Origin of the sequence: Streptomyces fodineus, assembly GCF_001735805.1 — a bacterium.
Taxonomy (GTDB): Bacteria; Actinomycetota; Actinomycetes; order Streptomycetales; family Streptomycetaceae; genus Streptomyces; species Streptomyces fodineus.
The window spans coordinates 2,695,131-2,718,028 of sequence record NZ_CP017248.1; the positions used below are offsets into that span (position 1 = coordinate 2,695,131).

The following is a 22,898-nucleotide window of genomic DNA, read 5'->3' on the forward strand; positions in this document are numbered from 1 at the left end:
GTTGAGAACACATACGCGCGCCCGCCCCGCCGCGTTCACCGGTTCGCCCGCCCCATCGCGGGCACTACTTCTGTGTGGTCATACCCGTCCATGACGTGAACCCGGTGCGCCGCACCCCCTGGGTGACGTACGCCCTCATCGCCGCCAGCGTTTTCGTGTTCCTCACCACGCCCGGCATAGCCGGTTCCGTGGCCGGCGGCAGCGACCTGGCGCAGCTGTGCCATCTGCAGGCCTTCGTGGACCACTACGCGGCGGTCCCGAGGGAACTGATCCACCATCAGATGCTGCGGCTGGTCCCGACGGGAGACGTGGGCGTCGGACCGCAGGGCCCGGGCTGCGTGGTGGCGCCGCCCGGCTACGACAAGTCGCCGCCGCTGTCGGTCTTCACGGCGATGTTCCTGCACGGCAGCTGGCTGCACCTGCTCGGCAACATGCTGTTCCTGCTGATCTTCGGCAACAACGTCGAGGACCGGATGGGCCACATCCGCTTCTTCCTCTTCTACGTCGTCTGCGGCTATGCGGCCGGCTACGGCTTCGCGCTGCTCAACGCCACGTCAGGGGAGCCGCTGATCGGCGCGTCGGGCGCGATCGCCGGGGTGCTCGGCGCCTACATCGTGCTGTGGCCGAAGGCGAGGGTGTGGGTCCTCGTGCCGTTCCTGATCTTCCTGCCGCTCAGGCTGCCCGCCTGGCTGGTGCTGGGCTTCTGGTTCGTGCTGCAGGCGGTGTACTCGTCCGGGCACGCCGTGACCGGTGCCGGCACCGTGGCGTACGCGGCGCATGTGGTCGGCTTCCTGGCCGGCATGCTGCTCGCCTGGCCGCTCAAGCCCGGCACGCCGCCCGCGCCGGAGCCGCGCGGCCTGCTGTTCGGCAGGCGGGCGCGGCCCCGTCACACCTGGTGAGTCAGCGGGCGGTCGTGGTGTGGACGTAGTCCACGAGCCGGGTCAGCGCGTCCGGGTCGGTGTTCGGCATGACGCCGTGGCCGAGGTTGAAGATGTGGCCCTCCAGGCCGGTGGCCGCGTCCAGCACCTCGCGGGCCCGGGTCTCGACGGTGTCCTTGCCGGTGAACAGGACCGTCGGGTCGAGGTTGCCCTGGAGCGCCTTGCCGGGGCCGACGCGGCGCTGGGCCTCGTCCAGCGGGACGCGCCAGTCGACGCCGACGACGTCCGCACCGGCCTCGCCCATGAGCCGCAGCAGCTCACCGCTGCCGACGCCGAAGTGGATGCGCGGGACGCCGTAGCCGGAGACGGCCTCGAAGACCTTCGCGGAGGCGGGCATGACCGAGCGCCGGTAGTCCGCCGGGGCGAGGGCGCCGACCCAGGAGTCGAACAGCTGGACCGCGCTCGCGCCGGCCTCGATCTGCACCTTCAGGAAGGCGGCGGTGATGTCGGCGAGACGGTCCAGCAGGTCGGCCCACAGCTCGGGGTCGCCGTACATCATCGCCTTGGCGTTCTCGTACGTGCGCGAGGGACCGCCCTCGACCAGGTAGCTCGCGAGGGTGAAAGGCGCGCCCGCGAAACCGATCAGCGGGGTCTGCCCCAGCTCCTTGGTGAGCAGGCCGATCGCCTCGGTGACGTAGGGGACGTCCTCGGGCGTGAGGTCGCGCAGCCGGGCCAGGTCGGCGCGGGTGCGGATCGGATCGTCGACGACCGGGCCGACGCCCGGCTTGATGTCGAGGCCGAGGCCGATGGCCTTCAGCGGGACGACGATGTCGCTGTAGTAGATCGCCGCGTCCACGTGGTGCCGGCGCACCGGCTGCAGCGTGATCTCGGTGACCAGCTCGGGCCGCATGCAGGACTCGAGCATCGGGATGCCCTCGCGCACCTTGCGGTACTCGGGCAGGGAGCGGCCGGCCTGGCGCATGAACCACACCGGGGTGTGCGGCACGGGTTCACGCCGGCACGCCCTGAGGAAGGCGGAGTCGTACGTCGCTGTCGGCTGCATGCTGTCGTTGGCGGTCACGGGAGCAAGTTTCGCATGCCCCCGGATCGGGACCTGCCCGGCGTGGGGCCGCCGGCGGCTGGCTACTGTGTCTTGCCCTGCACGAAGGCCCGGTTCCCCTTACTCTTCCCCGCATGGCTGCGGCTCACGGACGAATGTCGGACGGCGCTGACGGATTGGACGACGTGAAGGACACCGAGGAGGCGGACCGGGGTTCCAGTACTTCGGGTCCGCCGGCTTTCCGGGCCGCGGTCGACGCCCTGCGCAGCACCCGGCTGCGGCCACAGGTCGAGGTGGAGCCCACGCCCGCCCCGCAGCGGCTCGCCCCGTACGCGTACGCCCTGGAGGCCGTGGTCGTCGACGGTGAGCAGGAGCTGGCCGACGGACGGCTGGTGCTGCTGCACGACCCGGCGGGGCACGAGGCCTGGCGGGGGACGTTCCGGCTGGTGACGCTGGTGCGGGCGGAGCTGGAGCCGGAGATGGCGGCCGATCCGCTGCTGCCGGAGGTGTGCTGGTCGTGGCTGACCGGATCGCTGGAGGCGCGCGGCCTCGGCTACGGCGAGCCGAGCGGGACGATCACGCGGGCCGGTTCGCACTACTTCGGCGGGCTGTCCGAGCGGCCACCGGCCTCGCAGATCGAGATCCGGGCGTCCTGGACCCCCCGCGAGGGGCTCGGCGGGGTGCCGGACACGGCCTCCCACCTGGCCTCCTGGTGCGATCTGCTGGCCCAGGTGGGGGGGCTACCGCCGGCCGGTCCCGGTGATGCCTCGGTGGTGACGCTGCCGCAGCGCAGGGGCCCGCAGCCACGGTGAGATCGCGGTGGTCAAGCCACCGGACCGGCCGCCTTCATCCACATGGGCGCCTTATTGACCATCCCTTTGTCGATACGGCCACTTTCCGACCCGAATCGCACCCGCGCGAACCGACTCGATCTTCGGATGATCGATCGCGTGTCCGAATTGCACAGATTGTTACTCACTAGATCGTGATCATTCTCTAAAGGCGGACGAGTTTGCTGCCGAAGACGACTGTGACCTTGAAAGCACGGTTCGTCCCGGCTTCTTCCCCCCAAGCCGGCCCCGTCCCCCCACCCAGGAGGCCTGGTGTCCGTTCTCCTCGAGCAGCCCGCAAGCCTGGTCGCCTACCGCCCGAACAAGCCGACCGCCATGGTGGTCGTGGCCGACCCGCGCGTCCGTTCCACCGTCACCCGCCATCTGTGGGCTCTCGGCGTGCGCGATGTCATCGAGGCCTCGTCCATCGCGGAGGCTCGTCCCCGCATCGGCAATCCGCGCGACATCTGCGTCGCCGACGTCCACCTGCCCGACGGCTCCGGCCTGACCCTGCTCTCCGAGACCCGCGCCGCGGGCTGGCCCAACGGGCTGGCGCTGTCCGCGGCCGACGACATCGGCGCGGTGCGCAACGCCCTGGCCGGCGGGGTCAAGGGCTACGTCGTCACGGGCACCCGTACCAACATCGGCCTGCCCGCCCGGCCCGGCGCCGCTCCCCTCGGTGCCGCCCGGATGCACCGCCGCCCCCCGGGTGCCCCGAGCCACCCGGGCGGCTACCGCGAGCTGTCCGGACGCGAGGTCGAGGTGCTGCGACTGGTCGCGGAGGGCCAGTCGAACAAGGCGATCGGCGTCTCCATGGGCCTGTCCGCCCTGACCGTCAAGAGCCATCTCGCCCGCATCGCCCGCAAGCTGGGCACGGGCGACCGGGCCGGCATGGTGGCCGTGGCCCTGCGCACCGGGATCATCCACTGAGCCGTACGGCGCAGCCCGCGGTTCACTCACCTGAACCGCACCTTTCACCGGCCTGACTGGTTTACGACCCTCCGGCGCCCGTCGACGGAACGTTCCGTCGACGGGCGCCGTCCACACACGGATACCCTTGACAGGTGACCGACGCCCAAGACACCGCAGCAGACAGCACCCTGCGCATCACCGGAGGCACTCCTCCGGACGACGCCGGATCTTCTGTGATGGGGGCGCCGACACCGCTGCTCGAACCCCGCGAGGGCATTCCGCCCGTCGTCGCCGACGACGCCTCCCTCGCCAAGGTGATCGCCGCGTTCGCCGCGGGCTCCGGCCCGGTCGCCGTCGACGCCGAGCGCGCCTCCGGCTACCGCTACGGCCAGCGCGCCTACCTGGTCCAGCTGCGCCGCGAGGGCGCCGGGAGCGCGCTGATCGACCCCGTGGCCTGCCCCGACCTGTCCGGGCTCGGCGAGGCCCTGTCCGGCGTCGAGTGGGTACTGCACGCGGCCACCCAGGATCTGCCCTGTCTGCGCGAGATAGGCATGGTCCCGGCGCGCCTCTTCGACACCGAGCTGGCGGGCCGGCTCGCCGGCTTCCCCCGGGTCGGTCTCGGCGCCATGGTCGAGAGCGTGCTGGGTTTCGTCCTGGAGAAGGGCCACTCGGCCGTCGACTGGTCGACCCGCCCGCTCCCCGAGCCCTGGCTGCGCTATGCCGCGCTCGACGTGGAGCTCCTCGTCGACCTGCGCGACGCCCTGGAGAAGGAGCTGGACCGGCAGGGCAAGCTGGAGTGGGCCCTTCAGGAGTTCGACGCGATCGCCGCCGCGCCGCCGGCCGAGCCGAGGAAGGACCCCTGGCGCCGTACGTCCGGCATGCACAAGGTGCGCAGGCGCCGGCAGCTCGGTGTCGTACGGGAGCTGTGGGAGACGCGGGACCGGATCGCGCAGCGCAGGGATGTGTCGCCGGGCAAGGTGCTCAGTGACGCCGCCATCGTCGAGGCGGCGCTCGCGCTTCCGGCCAACGTCCACGCGCTCGCGGCGCTGAACGGGTTCGGGCACCGGATGGGGCGGCGTCAGCTGGAGCAGTGGCAGGCGGCGGTGGACCGGGCGAAGGCGCTGACCGAGTCGCAGCTGCCGCAGCCGGGACAGCCGGTCACCGGGCCGCCGCCGCCGCGGGCGTGGGCCGACAAGGATCCGGCCGCCGCGGCCCGGTTGTCCGCGGCGCGCGCCGGTGTCACGGCTCTGGCCGAACAGCTCAACATGCCTCAGGAGAACCTGGTGTCTCCGGACACGGTGCGGCGTATCTGCTGGGAGCCGCCGAAGGGCGGCGACGCGGGGTCCGTGGGGCTCGCGCTGACGGGGTACGGCGCGCGTGCGTGGCAGGTGGAGCTGGTGACGCCGGTGCTGGTCGCCGCGCTGGCCAAGAACGAGGATGCCTGACCGCCACAGGGCTTGATCGCGTTCGGCGCCTGCGGGCCGTCCGTGGTTGCCCGCGCAGTTCCCGGCGCCCTCTTCGGGGCGCCGTCCGCACGTCGAGATCAAGCCATACCGCGTGCCGCCGTGGTGTGACCTTCGCCGCTCCGGTGGAGGGGACTGGGCAGCTACATTACTCGCAAGTAGCATGGGTTTAAGCAAGCGCTCAGCGTCCCGCACCCTGGAGGAGAGCCATCGTGCCTCGTACCGTCAGGGACGTCGTCTTCGTCGACGGCGTCCGCACCCCGTTCGGCAAAGCGGGCCCGAAGGGCATCTACCACGAGACCCGCGCCGACGACCTCGTCGTGAAGGCGATCCGGGAGCTGCTGCGCCGCAACCCCGGTCTTGACCCGAAGAAGATCGACGAGGTCGCCATCGCGGCCACCACGCAGATCGGCGACCAGGGTCTGACCCTGGGCCGTACCGCGGGGATCCTCGCGGGTCTGCCGCAGTCCGTGCCCGGCTACTCCATCGACCGCATGTGCGCCGGCGCCCTGACCGCCGTGACGACCACCGCCGGTTCGATCGCGTTCGGCGCCTACGACGCCGTCATCGCCGGTGGCGTGGAGCACATGGGCCGCCACCCGATGGGCGAGGGCGTGGACCCCAACCCGCGGTTCGTGAGCGAGAAGCTGGTCGACGAGTCGGCCCTGTTCATGGGCATGACGGCGGAGAACCTGCACGACCGCTACCCGCACATCACCAAGCTGCGCGCCGACGAGTACGCGGTGCGCTCGCAGGAGAAGGCCGCCAAGGCGTACGCCAACGGCAAGATCCAGCAGGACCTGGTGCCGATCTCGGTGCGCCGGACCAACCCGGAGGCCGGTGAGACCGGCTGGGGTCTGGTCACGGCCGACGAGCCGATGCGTCCGGGCACCACCCTGGAGAACCTTCAGGGCCTCAAGACGCCGTTCCGTGTGCACGGGCGGGTCACCGCCGGTAACGCGGCCGGTCTGAACGACGGTGCGACGGCCTCGATCATCGCCTCCGAGGACTTCGCCCGCGAGAACGACCTGCCGGTCAAGATGCGCCTCGTCTCCTACGCCTTCGCGGGCGTGGAGCCGGAGGTCATGGGCTACGGCCCGATCCCGGCCACGGAGAAGGCCCTCGCCAAGGCGGGGCTCGGCATCTCCGACATCGGCCTGTTCGAGATCAACGAGGCCTTCGCCGTCCAGGTGCTGGCCCTCCTCGACCACTACGGCATCGCGGACGACGACGAGCGCGTCAACCAGTACGGCGGCGCCATCGCCTTCGGTCACCCGCTGGCCTCCTCCGGCGTCCGGCTGATGACGCAGCTGGCCCGCCAGTTCGAGGAGCAGCGACACGTCCGCTACGGCCTGACCACCATGTGCGTCGGCTTCGGCATGGGCGCGACGGTCATCTGGGAGAACCCGCACTTCGAGGGGGACAAGTGAGCACCACCGCCGAGCTTTTGAAGCAGGCCTCCGAACTGTTCCCGGACGAGGTCGTCACGAGCGCGCACGTACGCCACCTCGACCTGCCGTTCGGCGCGGGGCGGTTCGCCCTGATCACGCTGGACAACGGCTTCGACCACACCAAGCCGACCACCTTCGGCCCCGGCTCGCTGGCGAACCTGAACACCGCCATCGACCAGGTCGAGAAGGAGGCGGCGGACGGCGAGATCGTCGGCGCCGGCATCACCGGCAAGCCGTTCATCTTCGCTGTCGGTGCCGACCTCAAGGGCGTGGAGATCCTCAAGGAGCGCGAGCACGCGCTCGCCATCGGCAAGGGCGGCCACGACGTCTTCAAGCGTCTGGCCAACCTGGCCGTCCCGACCTTCGCCTACTACAACGGCGCGGCGATGGGCGGCGGTGTCGAGGTCGGCCTGCACTGCACCTACCGCACGGTGTCGACGGCCGTCCCGGCGTTCTCGCTCCCCGAGGTCTTCCTCGGCCTGGTCCCCGGCTGGGGCGGCTGCACCCTGCTGCCGAACCTGATCGGCGCCGACAAGGCCGTCTCGGTCATCATCGAGAACTCGCTGAACCAGAACAAGCAGCTCAAGGGCCGGCAGGTCTTCGAGCTCGGCATCGCCGACGCGCTCTTCGAGGGCGCCGACTTCCTGGAGCAGTCGCTGCTGTGGACCGCTCAGGTCCTCAAGGGCGACGTCCAGGTCGAGCGTCCGGTGATCGACCGCGGTGAGGCCTGGGACCAGGCCGTCGCGCGGGGCCGGTTCGTCGCCGACTCCAAGGTGCACGGCGCGGCCCCGGCCGCCTACCGCGCCCTCGACATCGTCGCGGCCGCCAAGAACGGCGACCTGCAGCAGGGTTACGACGCCGAGGACCAGGCCCTCGCGGACCTGATCATGAGCGGCGAACTGCGCGCCGGCATCTACGCGTTCAACCTCGTCCAGAAGCGCGGCAAGCGTCCCGCCGGCGCCCCGGACAAGAACCTGGCCCGCCCGGTCACCAAGGTCGGCGTCGTCGGCGCCGGTCTGATGGCCTCGCAGCTGGCCCTGCTCTTCCTGCGCCGCCTGGAGGTGCCGGTCGTGCTGACCGACATCGACCAGGAGCGCGTCGACAAGGGTGTGGGCTACGTCCACGCCGAGATCGACAAGCTGCTCGGCAAGGGCCGGATCAACCAGGACAAGGCCAACCGCCTCAAGGCGCTGGTCACCGGCGTCCTGGACAAGGCCGAGGGCTTCGCGGACGCCGACTTCGTCATCGAGGCCGTCTTCGAGGAGATCGGCGTCAAGCAGCAGGTGTTCGCCGAGGTCGAGGCGGTCGCCCCGGCGCACGCGATCCTCGCGACCAACACCTCCTCGCTGTCGGTGACGGAGATGGCGTCGAAGCTGAAGCACCCCGAGCGGGTCGTGGGCTTCCACTTCTTCAACCCGGTCGCGGTCCTGCCGCTGCTGGAGATCGTCCGCGGCGAGCAGACCGACGACGCCTCCCTCGCGACGGCGTTCGCCGTCGCCAAGAAGCTGAAGAAGACCGCGGTCCTGGTCAAGGACGCCCCGGCGTTCGTCGTGAACCGCATCCTGACCCGCTTCATGGGCGAGATCCAGAACGTCATCGACGAGGGCACCCCGGTCGAGGTCGCCGAGAAGGCCGTCGAGCCGCTCGGTCTGCCGATGTCCCCGCTGGTGCTGCTGGAGCTGGTCGGCCCGGCGATCGGCCTGCACGTCTCGGAGACCCTCAACCGGGCCTTCCCGGACCGCTTCACGGTGTCCCCGAACCTCGCGGCCGTCGTCAAGGCGGGCAAGCGCGGCTTCTACGTCTACGACAGCGGCAAGCCGGAGCTGGACCCGGAGGTCGCCGCGCTGCTGAAGCAGGGCGACAGCGTCCTGACCGAGGAGCAGGTCCGCGAGCGCGTCCTGGACGCGGTGGCGCAGGAGATCGGGCTCATGCTCGACGAGGGCGTCGTCGCCGAGGCCCAGGACATCGACCTCTGCCTGATCACGGGCGCCGGCTGGCCCTTCCACCTGGGCGGCATCACGCCGTACCTGGACCGCGAGGGCGTCTCGGAGCGCGTGAACGGCAAGAAGTTCCTGGCACCGGGCGTGGCGAGCGTCCCGGCGTAAGGCACCGCGTACGGTCCTACGATGCCCGGCACATCGACTGGTGTGCCGGGCATCGGCGTTGTTCAGGCCTCGCCCGGGCGGCCGTCCTCGACGTGGACGACGTGCAGCTCGGTGCCGTCCAGGTCGCGCCGGGAGCGGCCGAGGATACCGACGGCCAGGTGCGTGGGATCGTCGGCGTCGTCCAGCGGGACGAAGGTGACGACGTCCGGGTGGTGGCCGGTCACCAGCCAGCCCTCGCCGTTGTTCAGTTCCAGCACCCGGAAGTCGCCCGCGGGGCCCGCCACCCGTACCGGCCCGAACTCCCGCAGGATCTCGGTGGCTTGGGCGGCGAGCTCCCCGGTGGGCTGTTCGAGCACCACGCAGGTTCCGTGCTCGAACAGCACCCATGTCTTTCCGGAGTCGGCGAGGAGACGCCGCCAGGCGTCGATGAGAGTCTCGGTGTCCACGCCGGCCATCATGGCGTACTCAGACCTGCCGCCACGCCTGAAGGGCCAGCCCCGGCTCGTCCTTCCGCCGGGTCAGCAGGAGCGCGCCGGTGGACGGGGACAGCGTCGCCGCCACGACCCGGTCGTCCTGGTCCGTCGCCAGGGCCACCCGCGCGTCCACCGGCAGCCGTGGGCCCGACTCGGTCCACCAGGCGCCCGCCGACTCCAGTTCGCTCGGGTAGGCGGCGAAGGCGACGCGGCCGCTCGCCGAGCGCTGGGCGAGCAGGGTGCAGTCGTGGCCGTCGAGCTCGCAGCGGACGGCCGAGACCGGGCCGGAACCGGCCGCGGGCAGCAGGGTGACCGGTTTGCCGCCGGGGCGCCAGGCGCACAGGTCGCCGCCCGTGTCGGTGTAGAAGAGCGTCGTGCTGTCGGGGGAGGTGGCGAGGGCGTACAGGGTGCCCGGGCGGACCGGGGTGCGCAGGGTCTCGGTCCGGACCGGCTCGGCGCCCGCCTTCTCCTGGCGCCAGTGCAGGATCCCGTCGGGGACGGCCGCGTACAGCTCGATGCGGCCGGACTCCCCCGTCACCGCCGCCAGGCCGTCCTGCACCTTGCTGCCCCTGAGATCCACCCAGGGCTCCCAGCCGCCCTTCTCCCTCTGCGCGACCATGTGCACCCCGCCGCCGTCGTTGCGGACGAACACATGGGCGCGGCCCTCGGCGTCGACGGCGACGGCCGGCGTGCCGGACCGGTCGCCGCCCCGCTTCCTCGGGTGGCCGATCGGGTTCCAGTCCAGCGCCGCGAGGTGCGGCCGGAAGTGCGTGGAGTGCACCAGGCCGGACTCGCCCGGCGACGTCGGCCGCCAGGAGACCAGGTGCGCGTAGCCGTCGGCGCCCTGGCCGACCGCGAGCACGGGGTGCAGTTCCTGGTCGCCGCCCACCTTGCGCGGGGTGGTCCAGGGGCCGCCGGGCTCGCGCTCCGCCCGGCACAGGACGGCGTCGCCCGACAGCTGGTAGACACCGAGCCGGCCGTCTCGGCCGCGCAGAAACCATTCGCCGTTCACCGGTTCACCTTACGCAAAAGCTGTACGGCGGCCCGCGCGTGCCTGCTCACAGCCGCTTCGTGCTGCGGAACAGCCCGGCGTAGAAGCCGCTGCCGTCGAGGCGCGAGACACCGCCCTGGTCGCCGATGGTGGGGCCGTTCTGCTCCTTGCGGCTGGAGTTGAAGACCTTGTGGCCCTCGGTGTCCGGGCCGAGGTAGATCGCGGAGTGGTCCATGTGGTTGCCCGTGCGGTGGTCCATCTTGAAGAACAGCAGGTCGCCGGGCTGGCACCTTCGGGTCCTTGCCCTCGCGGGCCTGGATCCCGCCGTGGGCGTCGACGACGTACAGGGAGCGGTAGCGCTTGTTCTCGTGGTAGGTGCGCTCCAGCACGCGCTGGTCGTCGACGAGCCGGCTGGGTATCTCGGCGTGCTGTCGGCCCGGTTGAACAGCAGCATCAGCGGTGCGCACCAGGCCAGCAGCAGTACCGCCGAGACCGCGAGGGGTTCGGTTGTGGTAAGTCCACCGTGATCCGCACAACATCGCGCAACCGTTGGACAGGTCCGGCAAATGCCCTCCAGCCAGGACAGCAGGGTCCGGCTACGGCGACTGTTCACCGGATATCTTGATACGACCATGAGAGCCCATCGCTCACGCACCGTAATGATCGCGATACTCCTGCTGGTCGTGACCGCCCTCGCCGGCGGCCTCACCGTCCTGCTGCGCACCCCGGGCGGTACCAGCCGGCCCGCACCCGCACCCCAGGGGGACGGGCAGATCGACCTGGCGCGCGAGGTGGCGGACTACACGAGCCGGTTCGCCCCCGGCCGGGGCTATCAGCCGCCCGGCGCGGCCGACCGCCAGGACATCGCCACGGCGGTCGGTCTGTTGCTCGACGGTCACCGCAAACAAGCGGAACAGCGGCTTTCGCAACGGGACTTCGCCGTGCGCACGGTCGTCGACCGGCCCTCCGGCCGCCACTTCGCCGAGGTGGCCGACCGCACCGACACGGCCGTGACTCCGCGCGGCTGGGGCCGGGTCTACATCGATCTCGACCACCGGCCGAACTGGTCGGTGCAGGTTCCGCATCCCGGCTTCGACCTGGGCACCGAGCAGTTGGGGGTACGGGTGCTGCGCGGCTCCCCCGGCGGGATCCTGGTCATTGCGGGTGCGCACCGCAAGGCCGGGGTCGGGAACTCCGCGGACGTGGCGCACCGCCAGGACACCGTGTTCCACGCCATCTGCGCCGAGCTCGCCCGCCGCAGGATGCCCGGGATCCAGCTGCACGGCTTCGCCGCCTCCGCCGCCCCTGGTTACGACGTGGTCGCCTCCACCGGCGCCGGGTCGGCGGGCCGGCCGGAGGGCGGCGAACTGGCCGACGCCCTGGGCGGGCACGGCTTCCGGGTGTGCCGGGCCTGGGTGCGGCCCTGTCCGCTGGAGGGCCGTACGAACGTGCAGGGCCAGGTGGCCGAGGCCGACCATGTGCCGTTCCTGCACGTCGAGTTCTCCCCCGAGGTGCGCGCCGGAGGGCGCCCCGCCGAGCGCGCCGCCGCCGCGATCGCCGAGATCACGGGCCGGTGGGCGAGGGAACCCGTGACAGACTGAGTCCGCTACGACCGGACGGAACAGGGCTGTTACGGAACATGACGGACACCTCGGGCGCGGCGCACGAGCCGCGCCCCCTGCTCATCGTCGACGGTGCGAACGTCGTCGGATCGGTGCCGGACGGCTGGTGGCGCGACCGCCGCGGTGCCGCCGAGCGGCTGCGCGACCGGCTGGTGCCCTTCGCCCGGTCCGGCGTGGCCGGTCTGCCCGGTCCGCTGGAGCTGGTCCTGGTGGTGGAGGGCGCGGCCCGGGGCGTGGCCCCGGTGCCCGGGGTGCGCGTCGAGGAGGCCGCGGGCAGCGGCGACGACCACATCGTGGCCCTCGCGGCGATGGCCGGCGACCGCCCCTGTCTGGTCGTCACGGCCGACCGCGACCTGCGCCGCCGGGTCCAGGAACACGGGGCGCGGGTCACCGGCCCCCGCACCGTGCTGAGCTGAGCCCGGCGTCACTCCCCCGGCACCCGGGTGCACAGCACCGCCCCGGCCGCGCGCCGCGTCCGGTGCGCCGTCCGGGTGACGGTCCTCGTGACCGCGGTTCTTGGGGCGAGCGGGGCGACGCGTGGGGGCAGCACGCGGCCCGGCCAGGACGTTACGGAACGTTTCCGGCGGGCGGGCGCGGGACACCGCCCGCGGGGGCCTGCTCGCCCAGGGCCAGCCGGCTGTGGGTGCGGCCGTAGAAGAAGTAGACGACGAAACCGATCACCATCCAGATGGCGAACCGCAGCCAGGTCTCGGCAGGCAGGTTGAGCATCAGCCACAGCGAGGCGCACACCGACAGGATCGGGACAACCGGGACCCACGGGGTGCGGAAGGCGCGCGGCAGGTCGGGGCGGGTCCGGCGCAGGATGATCACGCTGATCGCGACGACGACGAACGCGAAGAGCGTGCCGATGTTCACCAGTTCGGCCAGCGCGCTGAGGCTGGTGAAGCCGGCGACGATCGCGATGATCACGCCGAGCAGGATGGTCGGCCGGTGCGGGGTGCGGAAGCGGGGGTGGACGTGGGAGAAGAAGCGCGGCAGCAGTCCGTCGCGGCTCATCGCGAAGAACACGCGGGTCTGACCGAGGAGAAGGATCATGCAGACCGTGGTCAGGCCGACGGCGGCGCCGAAGCTGATCACGCCGGCGTACCAGGGGTGTCCGATGGCCTTGAAGGCGTCGGCGAGCGGGGCCTCCACGGACAGCCTGGAGTACTTCTCCATGCCGGTGACGACGATGGAGACGGCCACGTAGAGGATGGTGCAGATGAGCAGGGAGCCGAGGATGCCGCGCGGCATGTCCCGCTGCGGGTTGCGGGTCTCCTCGGCGGCCGTGGCGACGATGTCGAAGCCGATGAACGCGAAGAACACCACCGAGGCGGCGGTGAAGATGCCCATCACACCGAAATCGGCGGGCGCCCAGCCGAACATCAGCTGGATCAGCGGGGCTTTCAGGTTGCCGCCCGCCGGCACCGGCTGGGCGTGCGGGATGAACGGCGAGTAGTTCGCGGACTTGACGAAGAAGGCACCGGCGACGATCACGATGAGGACCACGACCACCTTGATGGCGACGACGAGCGAGGTGATCCGGGCCGACAGCTTCATGCCGAGGACGAGGATGCCGGTGAGCACCAGCACCAGGGCGGCGGCGAGGATGTCGAAGCCGAAGCCGGAGGCGTGGTCCCGGCCCGCCAGATAGCCCGGCAGATGCCAGCCGGCGTTGTCCAGCAGCGAGCGGATGTAGCCGGACCAGCCGACCGCCACCACCGCCGTACCGAGGGCGAACTCCAGGACCAGGTCCCAGCCGATGATCCAGGCGGGCAGCTCGCCCAGGGAGGCGTAGCTGAACGTGTAGGCCGAGCCCGCCACGGGGACCGTGGACGCGAACTCGGCGTAGCACAGGGCGGCGAGCGCGCAGACCACGCCGGCCGCCACGAAGGCCAGGGACACCGCCGGACCGGCGTTGTTCTTGGCGACCTGTCCGGTGAGGACGAAGATGCCGGTGCCGATGATGACACCGACGCCGAAGACGGTCAGATCGAGCGCGGAGAGGGACTTCTTGAGCGAATGCTCGGGTTCCTCGGTGTCCTGGATGGACTGCTCGACGTTCTTCGTCCTGAACAGCGCGCTGCTCACGTGCCTACCTCCCACGCCCGTGGGTTCCCGACATGGCCCGACATGATCGGACGATCGGGAAGCGTATGCCCCGTACGGGCAGGTTCACGCAGACGGGCCGGTTCCGCCACCGCAAGGAGTGGCGGAACCGGCCCGTGAGAGGCGCGTGCGCGTCAGTCGCGCGCGGGCTCCACCGAGTCCACCTCGGCGGCCGTACGGTCGTACCGGCCGTCCAGCTTGGCGACCAGCCCGGTGACCTGGCGGGCGATGTCGGGGGCCGTCAGGCCGATCTCGGCGAGGACCTCGCCGCGGGAGGCGTGGTCGAGGAAGCGCGGCGGGATGCCGAAGTCGCGCAGCGGCACGTCCACGCCCGCGTCGCGCAGGGCCTGGGCGATCGCGGAGCCGACCCCGCCGGCCCGGCTGTTGTCCTCGACGGTGACGACGACCCGGTGCCGTTCGGCGAGCGGGGCCATGGCCTCGTCGACGGGCTTGACCCAGCGCGGGTCGACCACGGTGGTGGAGATGCCCTGCTTGTCGAGCAGCGCGGCGATCTCCAGGCACATCGGGGCGAGGGCGCCCACGGAGACCAGCAGCACGTCCGGCCTGTCGGTACCCGGCTCGCGCAGCACGTCCATGCCGCCGATCCGGCCCACGGCGGGTACGGCGGGGCCGACGGCGCCCTTGGAGAAGCGGACCACGGTCGGCGCGTCGTCGACGGCGACGGCCTCGCGCAGCTGGGCCCGCACCTGCTCGGCGTCCCGCGGGGCCGCCAGCCTCAGGCCCGGCACGACCTGGAGGATCGACATGTCCCACATGCCGTTGTGGGAGGCGCCGTCGGTGCCGGTGATGCCGGCCCGGTCCAGCACGAAGGTCACCCCGCACTTGTGCAGGGCCACGTCCATGAGGACCTGGTCGAAGGCGCGGTTGAGGAAGGTGGCGTAGACGGCGAAGACGGGGTGCACCCCGCCGTGCGCGAGGCCCGCGGCCGACACGGCGGCGTGCTGCTCGGCGATGCCGACGTCATACACCCGTTCGGGGAACCGCTTGGCGAACCTGTCCAGGCCGACGGGCTGGAGCATGGCCGCGGTGATGGCGACGATGTCCTCGCGCTCCTCGCCGAGCCTGACCATTTCGTCGCCGAAGACGGAGGTCCAGTCGGCGCCGGAGGAGGCGATCGGCAGCCCGGTGTCCGGGTGGATCTTGCCGACGGCGTGGAACCGGTCGGCCTCGTCCTGCAGGGCGGGCTGGTAGCCGCGGCCCTTCTCGGTCAGGCAGTGCACGATGACCGACCCGCCGAACCGCTTGGCCCGGGCCAGCGCCGACTCCAGCGCCTCGATGTCATGGCCGTCGATGGGGCCGACGTACTTCAGGCCCAGATCCTCGAACATGCCCTGCGGCGCGATGAAGTCCTTGAACCCCTTCTTCGCCCCGTGCAGCGTCTCGTACAGCGGCCTGCCCACGACCGGGGTGCGCTCCAGCAGTTCCTTCGTCCGGGCGAGGAACCGCTCGTACCCGTCGGTCGTGCGGAGCGTGGCCAGGTGGTTCGCGAGACCGCCGATCGTGGGGGCGTACGACCGCTCGTTGTCGTTGACGACGATGACCAGCGGGCGGTCCTTGGCGTCGGCGATGTTGTTCAGCGCCTCCCAGGCCATACCGCCGGTGAGGGCGCCGTCGCCGATGACGGCGACGACATGGCTGTCGCGTTCGAGCAACTGGTTGGCCTTGGCGATGCCGTCGGCCCAGCCGAGCACCGTGGAGGCGTGGCTGTTCTCGATGACGTCGTGCTCGGACTCGGCCTGCGAGGGGTAGCCGGACAGGCCGCCCTTCTGCTTCAGCCGGGAGAAGTCCTGCCGGCCGGTGAGCAGCTTGTGCACATAGGACTGGTGGCCGGTGTCCCAGAGCACCTTGTCCTTCGGCGAGTCGAAGACGCGGTGCAGGGCGATGGTCAGCTCCACCACACCGAGGTTGGGGCCGAGGTGGCCGCCGGTCTTGGAGACGGCGTCGACGAGGAAGGTCCGGATCTCCTCTGCCAGCTGGTCCAGCTGCTCCAGGCTGAGCCGGTCCAGATCGCGCGGTCCCCTGATGCGGGTCAGCAGCGGCACCCGTGCCTCCTTGCAGTAGAGCTGATCGAGCTTTCGCCGGGCTCGCCCGAGTCTAATGTTCACGCTTTGCACGACACGACAGCGCCCGGCACGTTTCGGGTGCCGGGCGCGGTCGACCTACGAGGACCAGGCGTTATGCACGCCCTGCCGTCTTCTGCGTCTTACGGGTGATGGAGTCGATCACCACCGTGGTGAGCAGGACAGCCGCCGTGATCATGTACTTGACCGGCTCGGCGATGGACTCGAGCTGCAGACCGTACTGAATCGACACGATCACCAGCACACCGAGCAGCGCGTTCCACGTACGGCCCCGCCCGCCGAAGAGCGACGTACCACCGATGACCGCCGCGGCGATCGCGTTCATCAGCAGGTCGCCCGTACCGGCGCTCTGGTTGGCCGAGGCGATCTTCGACGCGAGGAACAGACCACCGATCGCCGCGAAGCCACCCGAGATGGCGAACACGGAGATCCGCACGGCCGTGACGTTGATACCCGCACGGCGGGACGCCTCGACGCTGCCACCGAGCGCGAAGATCTTACGGCCGTAGGAGGTACGGCGCAGCACGAAGTCCGTGCCGATCAGGAACCCGAGGAAGATCACCGTGGCCAGCGGCAGGCCCTTGTACTGGTTGTACATGTACGCCGCGGCGAAGGCGACCACGGCCAGCAGCACGGTCCGCAGGATCGTGTCGCTGAGCGGCCGGGCCGGGATGCCCGCGGCCTGCCGGCGCCGGTTGGCGAGGAAGGAGGTGAGGAAGAACACGGCGACCACGACGACGGCGAGCCCGTAGGCGGCGGCCACGTCCGAGAAGTAGTACGTGGTCAGCTTGCCGACCAGACCGTTCGGGTCGAGGTTGATCGTGCCGTCCGCGCCCAGCACCTTCAGCATGAAGCCCAGCCAGAACAGCAGACCGGCCAGCGTCACGGCGAAGGCGGGAGCGCCGAGCACCGCGAAGAAGAAACCGTGCAGCGCGCCGATGGCGATGCCGGCGCCGACGGCGAGGAGCACGGCCGCCCACTCGGGCCAGCCCTGGTTGACCGCGAGGACACCGGCGAGAGCGCTGGCCGCGCCGCTGACCGAGCCGACCGACAGGTCGATCTCGCCGAGCAGCAGCACGAACACGATGCCGACCGAGATCATGCCCGTGCCGACCATCGTGATCGTGATGTCGTTGATGTTCTGCGCGGACAGGAACTCCGAGTTCAGCACCTGGAAGATGATGCAGATGATCGCGAGGCCCAGCACGACCGGGAGGGAACCCAGCTCGCCGGCCTTCATCTTGCGCTTGAACTCGTGCCAGTAGCCGAGCAGGCCCTCTTCCTGCACCAGCAGGCGCGGGTCGACCGCGGTGACCGCGGCGGCCGCGGCCTCGGGGTTCTCGACGGCGTGCTCGTCCTGGGACGGCGTCTCGTCGACGTTCGCGGAGGTGTTGTCGATGCTCACTTGGAAACCTCACCGTTCGTGCCGGCCGTGCGCGCCGCGCGGCGGGTGACGGCGTTTTCGGTGGCGCCCGTGATGGCGGAGATGATCTCCTCCTGCGAGGTCGACTTGACCTCGAAGACGCCGTTGTTGCGACCGAGACGCAGCACGGCGACCTTGTCGGCCACCGCCTTCACGTCCGCCATGTTGTGGCTGATGAGGATGACGGCGTGGCCGCGCTCGCGCAGCCGCTCCACCAGGTCCAGCACCTGGGCGGTCTGCTCGACGCCGAGGGCGGCGGTGGGCTCGTCGAGGATCACCAGCTTGGGTTCGCCGAGCATGGAGCGGGCGATGGCCACGGTCTGGCGCTGACCGCCGGAGAGCGAGGCGATCGGGATACGGACGCTGGGGATACGGATCGAGAGCGTGGTGAGCAGCTCGCGGGAGCGGCGTTCCATCTCGACCTCGTCCAGGACGCCCCACTTCCTCAGCTCACGGCCGAGGAACAGGTTGCCGACGACATCGATGTTGTCGCACAGCGCGAGGTCCTGGTAGACCGTCGCGATGCCCAGGGCCTGGGCGTCGTGCGGACGGCTGATGGTGACGGGCTTGCCGTCCCACTCGATGACACCCTCGTCGATCGGGTGCACGCCGGCGATCGTCTTGACCAGCGTGGACTTTCCGGCGCCGTTGTCGCCCACCAGGGCGACCACTTCACCGGCGTGGACCTCAAGCTCTACGTCGGTGAGCGCCTGAACGGCACCGAACCGCTTGGAGACCCCGCGCAACGCCAGCACGGGCGTAGCGGACACGTGAACCATCTCCTTCGCCGCCTGACCCGGCGGGAGGTTGTGCAGGAAGATATGGGGGGGTGTTCCGTCCGGCGCCCCGCGCCGAGCTTGCGGGGCTGTATGTATGCGCGGGACGCCGGAGGAGCCGGGGGCGGTCAGTCGGCTTCCCTACAGGCATTCAAGGACGAACGCCCGCGTGGGGGAAGGGACTTGACGCCGCTTACTTGAGGCCGAGCTTGTCGCAGGCCGCCTTGTAGTCGGCGGTGCAGATGTCGGCGACGGTGTAGACGCCGTCCTTGAGGACGGTGTCCTTGATGTTGTCCTTGGTCAGCGCGGTGACCGGGACGAGCACCGAGGGAACGTCCTTCTGCGAGTTGCTGGAGACCTTGTCCTTGGCGACGGAGTCCAGCGACTTGCCCTGGGCGAGGTAGACGGCCATGGTGGCGGCGGCGTCGGCCTCGGGGGCGTAGGGCTTGTAGACGCTCATGTACTGGGTGCCGGCGACGATGCGCTGCACACCGGCGAGCTCGGCGTCCTGGCCCGTGACCGGGACCTTGATGCCCGCGCCGTTGAGGGCGGTGATGATACCGCCGGCCATGCCGTCGTTGGCGGAGTAGACACCCGCGATCTTGTCCTTGCCGACCGCGGAGATCGCCGCCTCCATCTCGGAGTTGGCGTTGTCCGGCGACCACTCCTTGGTGTCGAACTCCTTGGCGACCGTGACCTTGCCGTTGAGCACCTTGTGAGCGCCCGCCTTGAACTGGGCGGCGTTCGGGTCGGTGACCGAGCCGTTGACCATGACGATCTTGGAGGACTTGTTGGCCTTGCTGCCCAGCGCCGTCAGCAGGGCCTGGCCCTGGGTCTCGCCGACCTTCTCGTTGTCGAAGGAGGTGTAGGCGCTGATCGGGCCCTCGGCCAGGCGGTCGTAGGCGACGACCTTGATGCCGGCGTCCACGGCCTTCTGCACGGAGTTCTGGATGGCCTTGGCGTCCACCGCGTCCACGATCAGGACGTCCACCTTGTTGGTGATCATGGTGTCGACCTGCTGGGCCTGCAGGTTCGCGTCCTGGTGGGCGTTGTTGTACGAAATGGTGGCCTTGCCGTTCGTCAGCTCCTTGATCTTCTTCTCGATCAGCGGCCGGTCGAACTTCTCGTAACGCGCGGTCTTGTTCTCCGGAAGCAGGAGACCGACCTTGATGTTGTCGCCCTTCTTCGAGGACGAGGAGGAAGAGCTGCCGCCCTTCGACTCCTTGGCGCTGCCACAGGCGGCCAGTGTGACCGCCATCGCACCAGCGGCAACGGCAACGGCGGCACGACGCATATGTGCGTTCACTTCAGAAACCTCCCTGACGAGGCCGCGTCGTTGCGGCCGAGGTGGCTGGAAGTCAACTCGGCCACACGTGCGACGTCAAGAAGTAAATCCTTAACGAGATGGCAACGGTGCCATCCGTTCTCTAAGTGAAGGCAGGGGCCGCCATGGGCAGCGATCCGTCCAAAAGAGTCGAATCGCCCATCTCGCTGAGGGCGAGGGCGAGCGCCCCGAGCACCTCGGCACGGCCCCCAAGTGCCCCCGGGAGAATGGACAGTTGGCGCGCCGCGCTGGGAATGGCGTAGCGGCCGACGGACTCCCTGATCGGCCCGAGCACCAGCTCGCCGGCCTCGGCGAGATCACCACCGAGGACCACCCGGCTCGGGTTCAGCAGATTGCAGAGATTGGCCACTCCGCTGCCGATGTGGCGGCCGACGTCGGCGATCACCCGACGACAGCCGGGGTCTCCGTCCCTGGCCAGCCGTACGACGCCTTCCATCGTCAGGTCGGGGCCGTGGCCGGGCTGGAGCAGCGGGAGCACATAGCGTGCGGCCGCGAACGTCTCCAGGCAGCCGCGGTTCCCGCAACGGCAGACGGGACCGGATTCATCGAGTGTGATATGTCCGATTTCTCCGGCGGTGCCGCCCGGGCCGCGGTAGATCTTCCCGTCGATCACCAGACCGGCGCCGACACCGCTCGCGACCTTGATGTACGCGAGGTCGCGGACGCCCTTCCCGCTGCCCCAGACCAGCTCGCCGAGGGCGCCGAGGTTGGCGTCGTTGTCCACGTGCACGGGCACGCCGAGCCGCTCGCGCAGCTCCTCGGCGGGCTTGGTGCCGCCCCAGCCGGGCAGGATCGCGGTGGACCCCAGGGTTCCCGACTCCACGTCGATCGGGCCCGGCACGCCGAGCCCCACGCCGGCCACCTTCGACCGGTTCACACCGGTTGCCGCGATCAGGCGGCTGACCAGCTCTTCCGCCCGGTCGAAGCCCTGTGCGGCGGAGGCGTCGACGTCCAGCGGCTCGGCCTCCTCGGCCAGCACCTGGTGGGCGAGGTTCCCGATCGCGACGCGCAGATGGGTGTGCCCGAAGTCGACGCCGATCACAATCCCGGCGTCCCCGCTCAGACTGACGCTGCGGGCCCGCCGCCCGCCCGCCGATGTGGGCGTGACCTCGACGGTTCCGCCGTCCTTCAGCTCCCGCACGATGTTGGAGACGGTCGCGGCGGACAGACCGGTCGTCCGCGCGATCTCCGCCTGTGTGAGGGACCCGGCCAAGCGCACGGCCCGTACGACCCGCTCCAGGTTGGCTCGGTGCAGCGACGACTGCGACCCTGGAGTCTCCACGACGACCTCCTGAGCGCGGGGCCGCTTCGGCGAGGCCCCGCGTATGTCCAACTAGTGAACTCTAAGCTGAGCCGTTCGGGGCGACTTACGTCAAGAGGTTGAACCGTTTCCGGGTACCCGGTACACGCGTGCGCACGCCGCCCCGGAGCCCGGGACGGCGTGCGCACGGATGAGCGCGGAGCGTGCCGCTATTTCAGGGTTGCCGAGGTCAGACCCGCCTGCACCTGGCGCTGGAAGGACAGATAGACGACCAGCATCGGGATCATCGCGATCGTCACACCCGCGAACAGAACCGGCAGGTCGGAGGCGTACCCCTGCTGCTGTTGCAGCTGGATCAGACCCTGGGTGAGCACATAGCGCTCGGGGTCGGAGCCGCTCTGCGGCTGCATGAGCACCGTGGGCAGGATGAACTGGTTCCACTGGCCCAAAGTGTTGAAGATCCCCACGCTGATCAGGCCGGGCCGGGCCATCGGCAGCATCACCTGGAAGAAGGTCCGGGTGTGCGAGGCGCCGTCCAGGACCGCCGCCTCGAAGACCGCCGTGGGCAGGGTCCGGAAGAAGGCGTGCATGAAGAACACCGTGAACGGCATCGAGTAGGCGATGTAGACCAGGATCAGGCCCTGGTAGGTGTTCAGCATGTCCAGCCGCTTGACCATGAAGAACAGTGGCACGAGGGCCAGGAACACCGGGAACATGGCGCCGGCGACGAAGAAGTAGTACAGCAGCCGGTTGCCCCAGAACTGGTACCGGGCCAGCACGTAGGCCGCCATCGAGCCGAACAGCATGGTCAGCGGCACGGAGAACACCAGGACGATCACGGTGTTCAGGAAGTAGTCCCCGATGCCCTTGTTCCAGGCGCGGTGGAAGACGTCGAAGGACCAGCTGTGCGGCCAGCCGAAGGCGGAGCCGCCGATCTGGGCGTCGGTCTTGAAGGAGCTGATCACCAGCCACAGCAGCGGCAGCACGATCAGCAGCGCCCACAGGGCGAGGAACCCGTGCGAGAAGACGTTCAGGACCATGCCCTCGCTGCGCCGGTCGCCGGGCCGGACGGGCGCCTTGGCCGCGGGCCCCTCGGCCGGAGCGGGGGCGGTCTCCTTGAGTGCAGTCATCGTCGATACTCCCGCTCAGAACTCGATGCGCTCGCGGCGGGTGGCGCGCAGCGTGACCACGGACAGGATCAGGGTGAGCAGCAGCATGACCACGCCCATCGCGCAGGCGTAGCCGCTCTTGCCGTAGTAGAGGAAGTTGCGCATCATCACGGTCGCCATCACATCGCTGTGATGGTCGGGACCGCCGCCGTACGCGCCCATGCTCTGGGTCATGGAGGACACCAGCACGAACATGTCCATGGCGACGATGCCGAGGTAGACCCAGGCGGTCTGCACGGTGTCCCACAGCAGCGGCAGGGTGATGCGGAAGAAGGACTGGTTGCGGCTGGCCCCGTCGATCAGGGCGGCCTCGTAGATGTCCTTCGGGATGGACTGCATCGCGGCCGAGAACAGCACCAGATAGAAGCCCACGCCCTGCCAGATCACGGCCACCATCAGCGCCCAGAGCACCACGTTCGGCTCGTTCAGCCATTCCACCGGGTTGCCGGCGTCGACCAGGCCGACCTTGATCAGCGCGCCGTTGAGCAGACCGCCGCCGTCACTGCGGTACACCGCGTTGAACAGCACGGCGAGAATCGCCAGCGACAGCACCTGCGGGAAGAAGTAGACGATCTTGTAGAACTTCGACCCCGCGACCCCCTGCACCCCGCCGGCCCTGCTGCGCCCGCCCGCGTTCAGCATGAAGGCGAAGAACAGGGCGAGCAGGATCGTGATCACCGGGATGAAGATCAGGAACAGGATGTTGTGCCAGATGGCCTCCAGGAACACATCGTCCTGGAACAGCGCCTTGTAGTTGTCCAGACCGACGAAGCTGAAGGTCTGCGACTGCCCCTTCCAGTCGGTCAGTGAATAGCCGAACGTCTGGATGTACGGCCAGATCACGAAGATCAGATAAAGCGCCACGGGGACGAAGAGAAACCCCGCGACGAACCGGTACTGCCCTTTGCGCATACCTGCCCCTGGTGTG

The 22,898-nt window shown here is 70.0% G+C and carries 19 protein-coding genes and 1 pseudogene; 8 read left to right on the top strand and 12 right to left on the bottom strand.

The features are described 5' to 3' along the window. The first annotated feature begins 74 nt into the window (after nt 1-74). Complete coding sequence (locus BFF78_RS10975) at nt 75-899, top strand: rhomboid family intramembrane serine protease (protein ID WP_069778142.1); 825 nt, start codon at nt 75-77, stop codon at nt 897-899. A 1-nt stretch (nt 900) separates the two neighbouring features. Here the strand turns inward: BFF78_RS10975 and hemE are convergent, their stop codons facing one another. After that, on the bottom strand, nt 901-1,941 hold the full coding sequence (hemE, locus tag BFF78_RS10980) for a uroporphyrinogen decarboxylase (RefSeq protein ID WP_418346756.1): 1,041 nt from the start codon (nt 1,939-1,941) through the stop codon (nt 901-903). A gap of 131 nt (nt 1,942-2,072) precedes the next feature. Between hemE and BFF78_RS10985 the strand changes: the two genes are divergently transcribed. From BFF78_RS10985 to BFF78_RS11005, 5 genes are all read left to right on the top strand, one after another. Beyond that, nucleotides 2,073-2,750 carry a DUF3000 domain-containing protein gene (locus tag BFF78_RS10985; protein ID WP_079161257.1) on the top strand — a complete coding sequence of 226 codons (678 nt, stop codon included), beginning with the start codon at nt 2,073-2,075 and terminating at the stop codon, nt 2,748-2,750. Between the two features lie 291 nt (nt 2,751-3,041). Then, nucleotides 3,042-3,698, top strand: a complete 657-nt coding sequence (locus BFF78_RS10990; protein WP_069778144.1) for a response regulator transcription factor — start codon at nt 3,042-3,044, stop codon at nt 3,696-3,698. A gap of 134 nt (nt 3,699-3,832) precedes the next feature. Continuing rightward, entirely contained in the window at nt 3,833-5,125 is a 1,293-nt protein-coding gene (locus tag BFF78_RS10995) for a ribonuclease D (RefSeq protein ID WP_079161258.1), read from the top strand. Nucleotides 5,126-5,355: 230 nt separating this feature from the next. After that, on the top strand, nt 5,356-6,573 hold the full coding sequence (locus BFF78_RS11000) for a thiolase family protein (protein WP_069778145.1): 1,218 nt from the start codon (nt 5,356-5,358) through the stop codon (nt 6,571-6,573). After that, nucleotides 6,570-8,699, top strand: a complete 2,130-nt coding sequence (locus BFF78_RS11005; protein ID WP_069778146.1) for a 3-hydroxyacyl-CoA dehydrogenase NAD-binding domain-containing protein — start codon at nt 6,570-6,572, stop codon at nt 8,697-8,699. The genes BFF78_RS11000 and BFF78_RS11005 overlap by 4 nt, the downstream gene beginning before the upstream one ends. A gap of 62 nt (nt 8,700-8,761) precedes the next feature. On the opposite strand, the gene BFF78_RS11010 is transcribed toward BFF78_RS11005, so the two are convergent. The 3 genes and pseudogenes from BFF78_RS11010 to BFF78_RS11020 all read right to left on the bottom strand — a co-directional run. Then, a complete protein-coding gene (locus tag BFF78_RS11010) occupies nt 8,762-9,154 on the bottom strand; it encodes a hypothetical protein (protein WP_069783519.1) in 393 nt (130 codons plus the stop codon). A gap of 10 nt (nt 9,155-9,164) precedes the next feature. After that, nucleotides 9,165-10,184, bottom strand: a complete 1,020-nt coding sequence (locus BFF78_RS11015; RefSeq protein WP_069778147.1) for a PLL family lectin — start codon at nt 10,182-10,184, stop codon at nt 9,165-9,167. A gap of 46 nt (nt 10,185-10,230) precedes the next feature. Continuing rightward, nucleotides 10,231-10,449 (bottom strand): annotated as a pseudogene (locus BFF78_RS11020) (hypothetical protein); the annotation flags it as partial. A gap of 373 nt (nt 10,450-10,822) precedes the next feature. On the opposite strand from BFF78_RS11020, the gene BFF78_RS11030 reads away from it, so the two are divergent. Together BFF78_RS11030 and BFF78_RS11035 are read left to right on the top strand one after the other, a co-directional pair. Beyond that, nucleotides 10,823-11,764, top strand: a complete 942-nt coding sequence (locus BFF78_RS11030) for a hypothetical protein (RefSeq protein ID WP_069778150.1) — start codon at nt 10,823-10,825, stop codon at nt 11,762-11,764. A gap of 38 nt (nt 11,765-11,802) precedes the next feature. Then, nucleotides 11,803-12,201: a PIN domain-containing protein gene (locus tag BFF78_RS11035; protein ID WP_069778151.1), complete on the top strand. Its 399-nt coding sequence runs from the start codon at nt 11,803-11,805 to the stop codon at nt 12,199-12,201. Between the two features lie 151 nt (nt 12,202-12,352). Here the strand turns inward: BFF78_RS11035 and BFF78_RS11040 are convergent, their stop codons facing one another. The 8 genes from BFF78_RS11040 to BFF78_RS11075 all read right to left on the bottom strand — a co-directional run bounded on the left by BFF78_RS11040 (nt 12,353) and on the right by BFF78_RS11075 (nt 22,882). Beyond that, the gene (locus tag BFF78_RS11040; RefSeq protein WP_069778152.1) at nt 12,353-13,876 is read right to left on the bottom strand and encodes an amino acid permease; all 1,524 of its coding nucleotides are present in this window, start codon (nt 13,874-13,876) and stop codon (nt 12,353-12,355) included. Nucleotides 13,877-14,028: 152 nt separating this feature from the next. After that, complete coding sequence (dxs, locus tag BFF78_RS11045; RefSeq protein WP_069778153.1) at nt 14,029-15,957, bottom strand: 1-deoxy-D-xylulose-5-phosphate synthase; 1,929 nt, start codon at nt 15,955-15,957, stop codon at nt 14,029-14,031. A gap of 133 nt (nt 15,958-16,090) precedes the next feature. After that, nucleotides 16,091-17,401, bottom strand: coding sequence for a sugar ABC transporter permease (locus tag BFF78_RS11050; protein WP_069778154.1), 1,311 nt, complete (start codon nt 17,399-17,401; stop codon nt 16,091-16,093). Then, a complete protein-coding gene (locus BFF78_RS11055) occupies nt 17,398-18,198 on the bottom strand; it encodes an ATP-binding cassette domain-containing protein (RefSeq protein WP_069778155.1) in 801 nt (266 codons plus the stop codon). The genes BFF78_RS11050 and BFF78_RS11055 overlap by 4 nt, the downstream gene beginning before the upstream one ends. 190 nt (nt 18,199-18,388) lie before the next feature. Continuing rightward, nucleotides 18,389-19,489 carry a sugar ABC transporter substrate-binding protein gene (locus tag BFF78_RS11060; protein ID WP_069778156.1) on the bottom strand — a complete coding sequence of 367 codons (1,101 nt, stop codon included), beginning with the start codon at nt 19,487-19,489 and terminating at the stop codon, nt 18,389-18,391. 133 nt (nt 19,490-19,622) lie between these two features. Further along, nucleotides 19,623-20,822 carry an ROK family transcriptional regulator gene (locus BFF78_RS11065; RefSeq protein WP_069778157.1) on the bottom strand — a complete coding sequence of 400 codons (1,200 nt, stop codon included), beginning with the start codon at nt 20,820-20,822 and terminating at the stop codon, nt 19,623-19,625. Nucleotides 20,823-21,010: 188 nt separating this feature from the next. Continuing rightward, nucleotides 21,011-21,931, bottom strand: coding sequence for a carbohydrate ABC transporter permease (locus BFF78_RS11070; RefSeq protein WP_069778158.1), 921 nt, complete (start codon nt 21,929-21,931; stop codon nt 21,011-21,013). Nucleotides 21,932-21,946: 15 nt separating this feature from the next. After that, complete coding sequence (locus BFF78_RS11075; RefSeq protein ID WP_069778159.1) at nt 21,947-22,882, bottom strand: carbohydrate ABC transporter permease; 936 nt, start codon at nt 22,880-22,882, stop codon at nt 21,947-21,949. Between the last annotated feature and the right edge of the window lie 16 nt (nt 22,883-22,898).